Below are 13,780 nucleotides of genomic sequence, written 5' to 3'. Positions count from 1 at the left end.
GCGACCTGGCGCAACAGATCAATTATTCAGCCGGGTCTTTCGGTGTCTCGGTGTCGTCAGTCGCTACTTCGCCTTCGGCATCCGGGTTCAGTGCGCTGGCTTCTTCATCTGCAGCGGCTTTCTTGCGTTGCAGCTTTTCCTCTTTCTTCTGCTCCTTGGCCAAGTCTCTCTGACGTTTGGCGAAGGAGTAATTAGGTTTGGCCATGGGCGATCCTCTAGGGTCGAAGGTGAGGGTGGGCGGCGCGCAGCTGCCTTGGGCCGTCATGGTAGCAGCTTCAAGGGGCGCTTGGCCTTCACTTACCGCAGGCGTACGCGGCCAGCAGGCCGTTGAACAGGTGATTGAGGCGCATGGTTCGGACTCCAAAGGGTGATGGGCCGATCATAGGCAGGTGTCGCTACTTTAGCTGGTAGATTGTGTTGATAAGTCTGATAGCCTAAAGTTGTATACAATCTGTTGATTCAGATCATAAGAATTTACGCCTGCATGAGGCACCCTTGTCGCAATACGCGTTTTTAACCCTGCCTTGGAGATTCACATGTTTGCCAAACTCGTTGCTGTTTCCCTGCTGACTCTGGCGAGCGGCCAGTTGCTTGCTGCAGAGTGCAAGGTCACCGTCGACTCCACTGATCAAATGTCCTTCAACACCAAGGCCATTGAAATCGACAAAAGCTGCAAGACATTCACCGTCGAGCTGACTCACTCCGGCAACCTGCCGAAAAACGTCATGGGCCACAACTGGGTGCTGAGCTCCGCCGCCGACATGCCTGGCGTCGCCAGCGACGGCATGGCTGCCGGCATCGACAAGAACTACCTGAAAGATGGCGACACCCGCATCATCGCCCACACCAAGATCATCGGTGCTGGCGAGAAAGATTCCGTGACCTTCGATGTGTCGAAACTGGCCGCCGGTACGGATTACGCGTTCTTCTGCTCGTTCCCAGGCCACATCTCGATGATGAAAGGCACTGTTGTCGTGAAGTAAGCCGACTCCGGTCGAAAAAAAAGCGCCTTTTCAGGCGCTTTTTTTGTGGGCGGCGAAAACCTGTGGCGAGCGGGCTTGCCCCGCGTTGGGCTGCGAAGCGGCCCCAAAAACTGCCACATGGCTTGTGTGAATGACCGCGTTCAACTCACTGGGGCCGCTGCGCGGCCCAACGCGGGGCAAGCCCGCTCGCCACAGCGGCCCACTCACCACAGTGTTCACGGCGCGAACGGCATGACCCGCTTGTGCTCGGTCTTGCGGTAGGTGTCGCAGATGATCTTGAACGCTTCCTCACGCACCGGCTCACCATGCAGGAACGCATCGATCTCGGCGTAGGTCACCCCATGGGAGGCTTCGTCAGGCTTGCCTGGTGACAGGTCTTCGAGGTCGGCAGTCGGGATTTTCTCGACCAGCGACTCCGGCGCACCAAAGTGCCGCGCAATCGCGCGGACCTGGTTTTTCACCAGGCCACTCAGGGGGGCGAGGTCGCAGGCGCCGTCACCAAACTTGGTGAAAAAGCCCATCACGGCTTCCGCTGCATGGTCGGTGCCGATCACCAGGCCACCGGCCGCGCCGGCGATGGTGTACTGCGCCACCATGCGCATGCGCGCCTTGGTATTGCCCAGTACGAAATCGCGGGACACCGCGGCCTTGCCTTCGAATGCCGCGACTTCATTGGCCAGCGACTTCACCGCCGGGCCGATGTTGACGGTGTGGCGCTCGTCCGGCTCGATAAAGTCCACCGATGCCTGAGCGTCGATTTCATCGAACTGGGTTTCGTAGGGCAGGCGCACCGCGATAAACCGGTAGGCTTCATCCCCGGTGCGGGTGCGCAGTTCCTGCATCGCGCGTTGGGCCAACAGGCCGGCGGTCAGGGAGTCGACGCCGCCGCTGATGCCCAGCACCAATGTCTTGAGCCCGGAATTGCGCAGGCAGTCCTGGATAAATGCCACACGCCTCGCAACTTCGGCTTCAAGGGCCGCCTGGTCTTTGAACGGTGCTTGGACCTTGAGCTGCTGCGCAATCTCACGCTGTACGGCTTGCATGATTCACTCCTTGCTGGAAAGGGCAGGTACTTTGAAAACGTGACGCAAATAGGCGACGAAATTCGGATCGGTGCAGTGGGTCTTGCCCGCTTCATCGGAGATTTTCGCGACGGGCTGGCCATTGCAGGCGGTCATTTTAAGCACGATGCTCATCGGTTCCACCCCTGGAATATCACAGGTCAGGTTAGTGCCGATGCCGAAGCTCACATTGATCCGACCGCGCAGCGCACGGAAAATCTCCAGCGCCTTGGGCAACGACAGGCTGTCGGAGAACACCAGGGTCTTGCTCATCGGCTCGATGCCGAGCTTGTGGTAGTGGGCGATGGCTTTTTCTGCCCACTGCACCGGGTCACCGGAGTCGTGGCGCAGGCCGTCGAAGAGCTTGGCGAAGTACAAGTCGAAGTCGCCTAGGAACGCGTCGGTGGTGATGCAATCGGTCAAGGCGATGCCCAGCAGGCCACGGTATTCGCGGACCCAGCAGTCGAGGGCGGCGATCTGGCTGTCGATCAGGCGCGGGCCCAGTTGCTGGTGGGCCATGATCCATTCATGGGCCATGGTGCCAAGCGGCTTCATGTCGAACTCGCGGGCCAGGTGCACGTTGCTGGTGCCGACAAAACGCCCGGGGAAGTCATGCTTGAGCACGCTGACCACTTCTTCCTGGACTCGGTAGGAAAAGCGCCTGCGCGTGCCGAAGTCGGCCACTTGCAACTCGGACAGCTCGTCGCTGCTGGCGTTGGAGGTCAGCCAGTCGAACTTGCGGTACAGCTGCTCGCGGGCCTGTTCGAGGATCACGGTCTGGTAGCGGTAGCGGTTGCGCACTTCGCTGACGATGGCCAGCATCGGCACTTCAAACAGGATCACATGCAGCCACGGGCCGCGCAGGCGGATAAACAGCTCGCCATTCTCGATACCGGTCTGCACGTAGCGCAGGTTGAAGCGGAACAGCCCGAGGAAGCGCAGGAAATCCGGCTTCATGAAGCTGATGCGCTCCAGGAAGCCCAGTTGGTCCGGGCTCAAGCTCAACTCGGCAAGGCGCTCGATCTGGTAGCGGATCTCCGCCAGGTACGGGCGCAAGTCTTCGCTGTTACGGCAACGAAATTCCCATTCAACTTCCACGTTCGGGTAGTTGTGCAGCACCGCCTGCATCATGGTCAGCTTGTAGAAGTCGGTGTCGAGCAGGTTCTGCACGATGCGATCGGCAAACACACTCTCGCTCATAACGGGAATCTCCAGACGGGTCGGCGATCGGCGCCGACCTTTACGCACAATTAAGGAAGGGGGCTAGTGGCGCATAGACCTGTGGGGTTTTGCCAGCGTTTTTTCATCTTGGGATCTTTGTTGTGGCCACTGGCGCCTTCGCGAGCAAGCCCGCTCCCACATTTGGAATGCATTTTAAATGTGGGAGCGGGCTTGCTCGCGAAGGCGGCATGTCAGGCGACGGGGCTCAAACAGGTTCAACTTGCTCCATCATCCACTTCACAAACTCGCGCACCTTGGGCACCTCCGCCGAGTGCTCGGGGTACGCGAGGTAATACGCATCCTGGCTCGGCATCGCATGCGGCCAGGGGATCACCAGCTTGCCCTCGGCCAGCTCCTCCTCCACCAGAAAGCGCGGCAGCAGGGCCACGCCACAGCCCACCTGCGCGGCGCGGATGCACATATAGAACGTGTCGAAACGCGGCCCGTGGTAGCTGTGCTCGGTGTGGAAACCCTGGCTGGCGAACCAGTCATGCCAGCCCTGGGGCCGCGAGGCGTTCTGCAGCAACACCAGCTCGCTGAGTTGGGTCGGGTCGGTGAAGGGCTGGACCGGCAGGCTCTCCGGCGCGCACACCGGTACCAGTTCTTCGCTGAACAGCTTCAGGCTCTCGGTGCCGGGGCGTGAGCCCTGGCCGAAGTAGAAGGCCATGTCGGCCTTGCCTTGCAGCAACTCGTCCGGCTCCTGCTCGTTGCACAGGTCCAGGTGGATCTGCGGGTGACGCAGGCGCCAGCCCTTGAGGCGCGGCACCAGCCAGCGGGCGCCGAACGTGTATGGCGTGGACACGCGCAGCACTTCGGTCTCGCCGCCGTAGGAGCGCAGGTAGTGCGTGGACATCTCCACCTGCGTGAGGATCTTGCGCACTTCCACCAGGTACAGGTCGCCTGCCGGGGTCATCTGCAAGCGGCGGCGCACCCGGCGAAACAGCAGGTGCTGCAGCAGTTCTTCGAGCTGCGCCACTTGTTTGCTCACCGCGCTTTGCGTGAGGTTCAGCTCCTCGGCGGCGCGGGTGAAGCTCAGGTGACGGGTGGCGGCTTCGAAACACTGCAGGGCGGTGATCGAGGGCAAATGTCTTTTGTTCAGCACGGCACGCCTCTTTTTATTCTTTGCATGAATAAACGGAATGATATCTCGCCTAATCGTCGTTTGTTGGCAAGTCTTGGGCCAGCTACAAATAAGCCCAGGATCGCCGTGTGGGCCGCGGCGCAATTTTTCTGTCTGCAGATTGAAGGAGTGACCCATGGTTGCTGCATTGCTTGATCGTCTCGGGGTAAACCCGGCGCTGTACCAGGCGGGTAAACAACCCGTGCATTCGCCGATTGATGGCAGCCGTATCGGCAGTGTGCACTGGGAGGGCGCCGCCGAGGTGGAGCAGCAGGTCAGTCGCGCCGAGCATGCATTCGAGGCCTGGCGCAAAGTGCCGGCACCGCGTCGTGGTGAGCTGGTGCGCCAGTTCGGTGATGTGCTGCGCGAATACAAGGCCGACCTTGGCGAACTCGTCTCGTGGGAAGCCGGCAAGATCACCCAGGAAGGCCTGGGCGAAGTGCAGGAAATGATCGACATCTGCGACTTCGCCGTCGGCCTGTCCCGCCAGCTGTATGGCTTGACCATCGCCTCCGAGCGCCCCGGCCATCACATGCGTGAAACCTGGCACCCGCTGGGCGTGGTCGGCGTGATCAGCGCCTTCAACTTCCCGGTGGCGGTGTGGGCGTGGAACACCACCCTGGCGCTGGTGTGCGGTAACGCGGTGATCTGGAAACCTTCGGAAAAGACCCCGCTCACCGCCCTGGCCTGCCAGGCGCTGTTCGAGCGCGTGCTGAAAAAATTCACTGACGCCCCGCAATACCTCAGCCAAGTCATCATCGGTGGCCGCGATGCGGGCGCCGCGCTGGTGGACGACCCGCGCGTGGCCCTGATCAGCGCCACCGGCAGCACGCGCATGGGCCGGGAAGTCGCCCCGAAAGTCGCCGCGCGTTTCGCGCGCAGCATCCTCGAACTGGGCGGCAACAACGCGATGATCCTCGGCCCGAGCGCCGACCTGGACATGGCCGTGCGCGCCATCCTGTTCAGTGCGGTGGGCACCGCCGGCCAGCGTTGCACCACACTGCGCCGCCTGATCGCCCACGAGTCGGTCAAGGCAGAAATCGTCACCCGTCTCAAGGCCGCCTATTCCAAGGTGCGCATCGGCCACCCGCTGGAAGGCAACCTGATCGGTCCGCTGATCGACAAGCACGGCTTCGACAACATGCAGGACGCCCTGGAGCAAGCCCTGAGCGAAGGCGGCAAGGTATTCGGCGGCAAGCGCCAGCTGGAAGACACCTTCCCCAACGCCTACTACGTGTCGCCGGCGATTGTGGAAATGCCCGAGCAAAGCGACGTGGTGTGCACCGAAACCTTCGCGCCGATTCTGTACGTGATCGGCTACACCGACTTCGCCGAAGCCCTGCGCCTGAACAACGCCGTGCCGCAAGGCTTGTCGTCGTGCATCTTCACTACCGACGTGCGTGAAGCCGAGCAGTTCATGTCGGCGGTGGGCAGCGACTGCGGGATCGCCAACGTCAACATCGGCCCGAGTGGTGCGGAAATCGGCGGTGCGTTTGGCGGTGAGAAAGAGACCGGCGGCGGCCGTGAGTCGGGTTCGGATGCGTGGCGCGGGTATATGCGTCGCCAGACCAATACCGTGAACTACTCGCTGGAATTGCCGCTGGCCCAAGGCATTACTTTCGACTAAATACCTGCTCGAAGTGAGGTCAATGTGGGAGCTGGCTTGCCTGCGATAGCATCACCCCGGCGTAACTGATGCACCGAGGTGCCTGCATCGCAGGCAAGCCAGCTCCCACATTTGATCGGGTTCGCACAGCAACAATAGTGGTTTGTTAGGTCTCATCGGAGTCTGGCAATGGCATTGCGCGAAACATGTTTGTGGGAACACCTCACCCCCGGCCGGCCGGAGCGTGCGGCGCTGACGGGCGAGGTCAAGGTGGATGTGTGCGTGATCGGCGCCGGGATCACCGGTTTGTCGGCCGCCATTCACTTGCTGGAACAAGGCAAAAGTGTCGCCGTGCTCGAGGCCCATCGCACCGGCCACGGCGGTTCGGGGCGCAACGTCGGGCTGGTGAATGCCGGCATGTGGATTCCACCGGACGAGATCGAAGCCGGTTTCGGCGAGGCGGTGGGCAGCCAGCTCAACCGCATGTTGGGCGCCGCGCCGTCGCTGGTGTTCAGCCTGATCGACAAATACAACATCGATTGCCAATTGCGCCGCGAGGGCACCTTGCACATGGCGCACAACGCCCGGGGCGAGGCGGATCTGCGCAGTCGCGAAGAGCAGTGGAAGCGCCGTGGGGCGCCGGTCGAATTACTCACCGGCCAGGCCTGCGAGCAAGCCACCGGCACCCAGAAGATCGCCGCCGCCCTGCTGGATAGACGCGCCGGCACCCTCAACCCGATGGCCTACACCAGTGGCCTGGCCACTGCGGCGGCGGGTTTGGGCGGACAACTGTTCGACCATTCCCCCGTCACTCAACTGGAGCGCCAAGGCGCGCACTGGTCGGTGCAGACCGCCAACGGTGCGGTGCAGGCTGCACAGGTGGTGATCGCATCCAACGCCTACACCGAAGGCGAATGGACCGAACTGCGCCGCAACTTTTTCCCCGGCTATTACTACCAAGTGGCCTCGGCGCCCCTCACCGACGACGCCGCCAAGCAAATCCTGCCCGGCGGCCAGGGTTCCTGGGACACGCGCCAGGTATTGAGCAGCATCCGCCGCGATGCCGATGGCCGCCTGTTGCTCGGCAGCCTGGGCAACGGGAACCAGAAACCGGCCTGGTTCCTCAAGGCGTGGGCCGATCGGGTGCAGCAGCATTACTTCCCGTACCTCAAATCGGTGCAGTGGGAGTACACCTGGACCGGCTGCATCGCCTTCACCCCGGATCACCTGATGCGCCTGTTCGAACCGGCCCCTGGCCTTGTGGCAGTAACGGGATATAACGGGCGCGGCGTGACCACCGGCAGTGTGGTCGGCAAGGCGTTTGCCGATTACCTGTGTCACCAGAATCCCCAGGCCTTGCCGATTCCGTTCGCGCCCATGCAACCGCTGGCCGGAGTGGGCCTGCGCAGTTGCCTGTATGAAGCCGGATTCTCGCTGTATCACGCCGGACAATGCCTGAGGATCGTGATCTGATCAGCGAAATACTGCTCAGAAGCCTGCATTTTCTTAGCAGGCTACTAATCTGTATTGGTGCAAGTCGTAGCAATCACGCACTGTAAATGTGCAGTTCCGTTACGCACGTTGTTACAGGTGCAGGAACTGTCGTTTATCCGTCTGGTTGCAGGTGCGACCTGCCAAGGTTGTACTTTTTCGATCCACCGGTTGCACCTCTTGACGCTAGAGGGTTGCACGTCCTGGCAAAAGGAGTCGAAACGCCAGCAATCCCAATGACACCGTGTCTTTTTGAAGAATAAAAACGTAATGGCACGCGCCTTGCTCTGGGCTTTCAGTGAAAGGTTTGAATGCAAGTTGTCGTGCCAAAAATCAAAAATATCGGAGCACCACTCATGTCCCAGACGTTTTACAAGAAAGGTTTTCTGGCCCTCGCCGTTGCAGCGGCGCTGGGTGTTTCTACGTTTGTTCAAGCTGATGTGAAGATTGGCGTGGCGGGGCCGATGACGGGCGCCAACGCCGCTTTCGGTGAGCAGTACATGAAGGGTGCCCAGGCGGCAGCCGATGTGGTCAACAAGGCCGGTGGCATCAACGGCGAGAAAATCGTGCTGGTCGCCGGCGACGACGCCTGCGAACCCAAGCAAGCCGTAGCCGTGGCCAACCGCCTGGCAGACCAGGACAAAGTCATCGGCGTGGTCGGGCACTTCTGCTCGTCCAACACCATCCCGGCGTCCGAGGTGTATGACGAGGCGGGCATCATCGCGATCACCCCAGGCTCCACCAACCCACAAGTGACCGAACGCGGCCTGGGCGCCATGTTCCGTATGTGCGGGCGTGACGACCAGCAAGGCATCGTTGCCGGCGACTACATCGTCGACGTGCTCAAGGGCAAGAAAGTCGCGGTCATCAACGACAAGGACACCTACGGCAAAGGCCTGGCCGACGCCACTGCGGCGCAGCTGACCAAGCGCGGCGTCAAGCCGGTGCTTGAAGAAGGCCTGACCCGTGGCGAGAAAGACTTCAGCGCCCTGGTCACCAAGATCCGTTCCACCGGTGCTGACGTCGTGTACTTCGGCGGCCTGCACCCGGAAGCCGGTCCTCTGGTTCGCCAGATCCGTGAAGCCGGCCTCAAGGACGTGAAGTTCATGTCCGATGACGGCGTGGTCACCGACGAACTGGTCGCGACCGCTGGTGGCAAGCAGTACGTGGATGGCGTCTACATGACCTTCGGCGCCGACCCGCGCCTGCTGCCGGACAGCAAGGCTGTGGTTGAAGAGTTCCGCAAAAACGGCACCGAGCCAGAAGGCTACACCCTGTACGCCTACGCCTCGATCCAGGCCCTGGCCGCTGGCTTCAATGGCGCCAAGTCCAACAAGGGCGAAGACGCCGCCAAGTGGCTCAAGGCGCACCCGGTGAAAACCGTGATGGGTGAAAAAGCCTGGGACGCGAAGGGTGACCTGAAAGTCTCCGACTACGTGGTTTACCAGTGGGACAAAGACGGTAAATACCATCAGCTGGAAAAACAGAAGTAAGGCTGGGCACCACAGATCCACTGTGGGAGCGGGCTTGCTCGCGAAAGCGATCTGTCAGCAGTCGATGTGTTGACTGACCCGCCGCCTTCGCGAGCAAGCCCGCTCCCACAGGGAATGGTGCTGTGATGGATATCTGTTTTTTCCTCCAAGAAGAGCCGCACACCGGCAACTGGCGGGTGTGCAGTCTCTCACCGCGTGAGATTGCGTTATGGATGGTATTTTCCTGCAGCAACTGGTCAACGGCCTGACCCTCGGGTCGGTCTATGGCCTGATCGCCATCGGCTACACAATGGTCTATGGCATCATTGGCATGATCAACTTCGCCCATGGCGAGGTTTATATGATTTCCGCTTACCTCGCGGCGATCAGTCTGGCACTGCTGGCTTACTTCGGCATCGAATCCTTCCCGCTGCTCATTCTCGGCACCTTGATCTTCACCGTGGTCGTCACCGGCGTGTACGGTTGGGTCATCGAGCGTGTCGCCTACAAACCGCTGCGCAACTCCACCCGACTGGCTCCGCTGATCAGCGCCATCGGGATCTCCCTGATCCTGCAGAACTACGCGCAGATCGCCCAGGGTGCCAAGCAACAAGGTATTCCAACGCTGCTGGCCGGGGCCTGGCGTGTCGACATCGGCAGCGGGTTCGTCCAGCTCACGTACACCAAGGTCTTCATCCTCGTGGCGGCGTTTGCCGGCATGGCGCTGCTCACCTACATCATCAAGTACACCAAGCTCGGCCGCATGTGCCGCGCCACCCAGCAAGACCGCAAGATGGCCTCGATCCTGGGCATCAACACCGACCGCGTTATCTCCTATGTGTTTGTCATCGGTGCCGCCATGGCGGCCCTGGCCGGTGTGCTGATCACCCTCAACTACGGCACGTTCGACTTCTATGCCGGCTTTATCATCGGCATCAAGGCGTTTACCGCAGCGGTACTCGGCGGCATCGGCTCCCTGCCTGGGGCGATGCTGGGCGGGATCATCCTGGGTATTTCCGAGTCGCTGTTCTCGGGGTTGATCAACTCTGACTACAAAGACGTGTTCAGTTTCTCCCTGCTGGTGGTGATTCTGATTTTCCGTCCCCAGGGCCTGCTTGGTCGCCCACTCGTGGCGAAGGTGTAAACATGTCTGCTGCCAAACCCATCGATATCAAGAAAAGTGTGGTCGATACGGTCCTTGCCGGGCTGATTTCGTTGATCGTGTTCGGTCCGATCGTCGGCGTGGTCCTCGACGGCTACAGCTTCAACCTGGAACCGGCCCGCGTGGCCCTGCTGGTCGCCATCGTGATGGTCGGCCGCTTTGCCATGAGCCTGTTCCTGCAGACCCCCAAGGGCCTGAAGATCCTGCAGGGCTTCGAAAGCAGTGGCTCCGGCGTGCACGTGCTGCCACCGGACTACAAGTCGCGGTTGCGCTGGATCATCCCGGTGCTGATCGTGATCGCCATCGTGTTCCCGATCTTCGCCAACAAGTACCTGCTGACCGTGGTGATCCTCGGCCTGATCTACGTGTTGCTCGGCCTGGGCCTGAACATCGTGGTCGGCCTGGCCGGCCTGCTCGACCTCGGTTACGTGGCGTTCTACGCCATCGGCGCCTACGGCCTGGCGCTGGGTTATCAATACCTCGGCCTGGGTTTCTGGACGGTGCTGCCGCTGGCGGCCATCTGCGCGGCGCTGGCGGGGTGCATACTCGGATTCCCGGTGTTGCGAATGCACGGCGATTATCTCGCCATCGTGACCCTGGGCTTCGGTGAAATCATCCGCCTGGTGCTCAACAACTGGCTGTCGTTCACCGGTGGCCCGAACGGTATGCCGGTGCCGTCGCCGACCTTCCTGGGCCTGGAGTTCGGGCGCAAGGCGAAGGACGGTGGGATTCCATTCCACGAATTCTTCGGCATCGACTACAACCCCAATATCAAATTCCTGTTCATCTACATCGTGCTGTTCCTGGTGGTGCTGGCCGTGCTGTACATCAAGCATCGCCTGACCCGCATGCCGGTCGGCCGCGCCTGGGAAGCCTTGCGCGAAGATGAGATCGCCTGCCGCTCCATGGGCCTGAACCACGTGCTGGTCAAGCTCTCGGCGTTCACCATCGGCGCATCCACCGCCGGTCTGGCCGGGGTGTTCTTTGCCAGTTACCAGGGCTTCGTCAACCCGTCATCGTTCACCTTCTTCGAGTCGGCGCTGATCCTCGCCATCGTGGTGTTGGGCGGCATGGGCTCGACGGTCGGCGTGGTGATTGCGGCGTTCGTCTTGACAGTCGCGCCTGAACTGCTGCGCAGCTTCAGCGAATACCGCGTGCTGCTGTTTGGCGTGCTGATGGTGGTGATGATGATCTGGCGACCGCGCGGCCTGATCCGGATCAGCCGCACCGGTGTGACGCCACGCAAGGGGGTAGCGCCATGAGCAAGGAAGTCGTCCTCTCCGTGGAACACCTGATGATGCACTTCGGTGGCATCAAGGCCTTGAGCGACGTGAGCCTCAAGGTCGAACGCAACTCGATCTTCGCCCTGATCGGCCCTAACGGCGCGGGCAAGACCACCGTGTTCAACTGCCTCACCGGCTTCTACAAAGCCAGCGGCGGCAAGATCGAACTGAACATTCGCGGCAAGCAGACCAACGTGATCCAGTTGCTGGGTGAGCGTTTCAAGGCGGTCGACTTCGTGTCGCCGAAAAGCTTCTTCAGCCGGGTGTTCTACAAGATGTTCGGCGGTACCCACTTGGTCAACCGTGCCGGCCTGGCCCGTACCTTCCAGAACATTCGCCTGTTCAAGGAAATGTCGGTGCTGGAAAACCTGCTGGTCGCCCAGCACATGTGGGTCAACCGCAACATGCTCGCGGGCATCCTCAACACCAAGGGCTATCGCAAGGCCGAGAGCGATGCGCTCGACCATGCCTTCTACTGGCTCGAGGTGGTCGACCTGGTGGATTGCGCCAACCGACTGGCTGGCGAGCTTTCCTACGGCCAGCAGCGCCGCCTGGAAATCGCCCGGGCCATGTGCACCCGGCCGCAGATCATCTGCCTGGACGAACCGGCAGCGGGCCTCAACCCGCAGGAAACCGAAGCCCTCAGCGCGATGATTCGCCTGCTGCGCGACGAACACGACCTCACGGTGGTGCTGATCGAACACGACATGGGCATGGTGATGAGTATTTCCGACCACATCGTGGTGCTGGACCACGGCAACGTGATTGCCGAGGGTGGGCCGGATGCGATCCGCAACGACCCGAAAGTGATTGCCGCCTACCTGGGCGCAGACGAAGAGGAGCTGGTATGAGTACACCTATCCTCGAAATGAAGGACCTGGACGTGTTCTACGGCCCGATCCAGGCCCTGAAAAAAGTCTCGCTGCACATCAATGAAGGCGAAACCGTCAGCCTGATCGGTTCCAACGGCGCGGGTAAATCCACGCTGCTGATGTCGATCTTCGGCCAGCCTCGGGCCGAGTCGGGGCAGATCATCTACAACGGCGTCGACATCACCCACAAGTCGTCCCACTACATCGCTTCCAACGGCATTGCGCAGTCGCCGGAAGGGCGGCGGGTGTTCCCCGACATGACCGTCGAGGAAAACCTGCTGATGGGCACCATCCCGATTGGCGACAAGTTTGCCACGGAGGACATGCAGCGCATGTTCGAGCTGTTCCCACGGCTCAAGGAGCGGCGCAACCAGCGCGCGATGACCATGTCCGGTGGTGAGCAGCAAATGCTCGCCATCGCCCGCGCGCTGATGAGCCGGCCCAAGCTGTTGCTGCTGGACGAACCGAGCCTGGGCCTGGCGCCGATCGTGGTGAAGCAGATCTTCGCCACGCTGCGCGAGCTGGCTTCCACCGGGATGACCATCTTCCTGGTGGAGCAGAACGCCAACCATGCGTTGCGCCTCTCGGACCGTGCGTATGTGATGGTCAACGGCGAGATTCGACTGACTGGCACCGGTAAGGAATTGCTGGTGAATGAAGAGGTGCGCAACGCCTACCTGGGTGGGCACTGATCTGAAAGCTTGATGCAATAACCCATGTGGGAACCGGCTTTATGTGGGAGCTGGCTTGCCTGCGATGCGAACACCTCGGTCTGTCAGGCAAACCGAGGTGAAGCTATCGCGGGCAAGCCCGGCTCCCACATAAAGCCGGTTCCCACATTTGTTTTTGGGGTGTCCACAGGCTCCCCGCCAAATTGTGGAAAACAAATCTGGCCTCCTCTGAAAGCGCGACATATAGCCGCCGCAAATCCCTGTTTTGTCACAGTTTTGACTTGTCCCCATCCGCTGTGGAACCGGCTGTGGGTAACGTGGGTGTAGCTCGCTGCAGGCCTTTATTTACGTGGCTTGCAGCATGGCGGTTGTTTTTTGACCAGCGGCTTTTTGCGGACTGGACGAGGCCTTTGTCAACCTGTTTAAAGACACAGGTATATGACCGAAATATGTCCCTCCGGCCTGTGGATAAGTCTGTGACTAAACTCTGGAAAGACTGCCGCAGAGGCCGGAATGACTGGCCTGGAGCCATCGTCTGGATTTTCTGCGGGGTCATGGGCCTACATACGCCCCGGCCAAGGTCAAGCAAAAAACTTTCTAAAACCGCCTGCAGGCCTTGTACACAGCGGCTTCGGGTGTTTTGTACTTGCCCCCAAAGACTGTGGGCGCAGTTGTGGATAACCTGCGCGCATATGGCTGCAGGCCACGGTTTATATGGCGTTGCTCGTAATGGTCAAAAAATGATCAGCTGTACATGAAGGTGAGTGCATAGCGGTTGCCGCCACCGCGGCGTACGGGCATTCTGCTGGCAACTTTTTCCCCGATCACCGCAAGGAGA

The 13,780-nt window shown here is 60.8% G+C and carries 12 protein-coding genes; 8 read left to right on the top strand and 4 right to left on the bottom strand.

Features of this window, described 5'->3' with window-relative positions; translation table 11 throughout:
- Nucleotides 1-22 precede the first annotated feature (22 nt).
- Nucleotides 23-205: a hypothetical protein gene (locus tag AC07OJ_RS18720; RefSeq protein WP_495005485.1), complete on the bottom strand. Its 183-nt coding sequence runs from the start codon at nt 203-205 to the stop codon at nt 23-25.
- Between the two features lie 331 nt (nt 206-536).
- Here AC07OJ_RS18720 and azu point away from each other — a divergent pair, with 331 nt between their 5' ends.
- The gene (azu, locus tag AC07OJ_RS18715; RefSeq protein WP_120447501.1) at nt 537-983 is read left to right on the top strand and encodes an azurin; all 447 of its coding nucleotides are present in this window, start codon (nt 537-539) and stop codon (nt 981-983) included.
- A gap of 215 nt (nt 984-1,198) precedes the next feature.
- Here the strand turns inward: azu and nadE are convergent, their stop codons facing one another.
- From nadE to AC07OJ_RS18700, 3 genes are all read right to left on the bottom strand, one after another.
- Nucleotides 1,199-2,026, bottom strand: coding sequence for an NAD(+) synthase (gene nadE / locus AC07OJ_RS18710; RefSeq protein WP_065900157.1), 828 nt, complete (start codon nt 2,024-2,026; stop codon nt 1,199-1,201).
- Nucleotides 2,027-2,029: 3 nt separating this feature from the next.
- On the bottom strand, nt 2,030-3,244 hold the full coding sequence (gene pncB / locus AC07OJ_RS18705; RefSeq protein ID WP_495094967.1) for a nicotinate phosphoribosyltransferase: 1,215 nt from the start codon (nt 3,242-3,244) through the stop codon (nt 2,030-2,032).
- 226 nt (nt 3,245-3,470) lie between these two features.
- The gene (locus tag AC07OJ_RS18700) at nt 3,471-4,367 is read right to left on the bottom strand and encodes a LysR family transcriptional regulator (RefSeq protein WP_120447502.1); all 897 of its coding nucleotides are present in this window, start codon (nt 4,365-4,367) and stop codon (nt 3,471-3,473) included.
- A gap of 154 nt (nt 4,368-4,521) precedes the next feature.
- Here AC07OJ_RS18700 and amaB point away from each other — a divergent pair, with 154 nt between their 5' ends.
- The 7 genes from amaB to AC07OJ_RS18665 all read left to right on the top strand — a co-directional run bounded on the left by amaB (nt 4,522) and on the right by AC07OJ_RS18665 (nt 12,963).
- Nucleotides 4,522-6,012, top strand: coding sequence for an L-piperidine-6-carboxylate dehydrogenase (amaB, locus tag AC07OJ_RS18695; RefSeq protein WP_065900163.1), 1,491 nt, complete (start codon nt 4,522-4,524; stop codon nt 6,010-6,012).
- 168 nt (nt 6,013-6,180) lie between these two features.
- Nucleotides 6,181-7,464 carry an L-pipecolate oxidase gene (amaA, locus tag AC07OJ_RS18690; protein ID WP_495094966.1) on the top strand — a complete coding sequence of 428 codons (1,284 nt, stop codon included), beginning with the start codon at nt 6,181-6,183 and terminating at the stop codon, nt 7,462-7,464.
- A gap of 374 nt (nt 7,465-7,838) precedes the next feature.
- A complete protein-coding gene (locus AC07OJ_RS18685) occupies nt 7,839-8,975 on the top strand; it encodes a branched-chain amino acid ABC transporter substrate-binding protein (RefSeq protein ID WP_065900167.1) in 1,137 nt (378 codons plus the stop codon).
- A gap of 208 nt (nt 8,976-9,183) precedes the next feature.
- Nucleotides 9,184-10,098 (top strand): ABC transporter permease subunit, encoded by a 915-nt coding sequence (locus AC07OJ_RS18680; protein WP_003236186.1) that lies wholly within the window; start codon nt 9,184-9,186, stop codon nt 10,096-10,098.
- 2 nt (nt 10,099-10,100) lie between these two features.
- Nucleotides 10,101-11,378, top strand: coding sequence for a high-affinity branched-chain amino acid ABC transporter permease LivM (gene livM, locus AC07OJ_RS18675; RefSeq protein ID WP_065900168.1), 1,278 nt, complete (start codon nt 10,101-10,103; stop codon nt 11,376-11,378).
- A complete protein-coding gene (locus AC07OJ_RS18670; protein ID WP_065900169.1) occupies nt 11,375-12,250 on the top strand; it encodes an ABC transporter ATP-binding protein in 876 nt (291 codons plus the stop codon). The genes livM and AC07OJ_RS18670 overlap by 4 nt, the downstream gene beginning before the upstream one ends.
- A complete protein-coding gene (locus tag AC07OJ_RS18665; RefSeq protein ID WP_065900171.1) occupies nt 12,247-12,963 on the top strand; it encodes an ABC transporter ATP-binding protein in 717 nt (238 codons plus the stop codon). Before AC07OJ_RS18670 ends, AC07OJ_RS18665 begins: the two co-directional genes overlap by 4 nt.
- The last annotated feature ends 817 nt before the right edge of the window (nt 12,964-13,780 follow it).

It is taken from the genome of Pseudomonas sp. GW821-FHT09C08 (genome assembly GCF_059418125.1).
The sequence above is the reverse complement of the archived record's forward strand: the minus strand, read 5'-3'. Positions and strand labels throughout refer to the sequence as shown.

What these genes read in the sequence shown, in the direction of transcription:
- AC07OJ_RS18720 (WP_495005485.1), bottom strand. Translation starts at nt 205, where the DNA reads ATGGCCAAACCTAATTACTCCTTCGCCAAACGTCAGAGAGACTTGGCC.
- azu (WP_120447501.1), top strand. Translation starts at nt 537, where the DNA reads ATGTTTGCCAAACTCGTTGCTGTTTCCCTGCTGACTCTGGCGAGCGGC.
- nadE (WP_065900157.1), bottom strand. Translation starts at nt 2,026, where the DNA reads ATGCAAGCCGTACAGCGTGAGATTGCGCAGCAGCTCAAGGTCCAAGCA.
- pncB (WP_495094967.1), bottom strand. Translation starts at nt 3,244, where the DNA reads ATGAGCGAGAGTGTGTTTGCCGATCGCATCGTGCAGAACCTGCTCGAC.
- amaB (WP_065900163.1), top strand. Translation starts at nt 4,522, where the DNA reads ATGGTTGCTGCATTGCTTGATCGTCTCGGGGTAAACCCGGCGCTGTAC.
- amaA (WP_495094966.1), top strand. Translation starts at nt 6,181, where the DNA reads ATGGCATTGCGCGAAACATGTTTGTGGGAACACCTCACCCCCGGCCGG.
- AC07OJ_RS18685 (WP_065900167.1), top strand. Translation starts at nt 7,839, where the DNA reads ATGTCCCAGACGTTTTACAAGAAAGGTTTTCTGGCCCTCGCCGTTGCA.
- AC07OJ_RS18680 (WP_003236186.1), top strand. Translation starts at nt 9,184, where the DNA reads ATGGATGGTATTTTCCTGCAGCAACTGGTCAACGGCCTGACCCTCGGG.
- livM (WP_065900168.1), top strand. Translation starts at nt 10,101, where the DNA reads ATGTCTGCTGCCAAACCCATCGATATCAAGAAAAGTGTGGTCGATACG.
- AC07OJ_RS18670 (WP_065900169.1), top strand. Translation starts at nt 11,375, where the DNA reads ATGAGCAAGGAAGTCGTCCTCTCCGTGGAACACCTGATGATGCACTTC.
- AC07OJ_RS18665 (WP_065900171.1), top strand. Translation starts at nt 12,247, where the DNA reads ATGAGTACACCTATCCTCGAAATGAAGGACCTGGACGTGTTCTACGGC.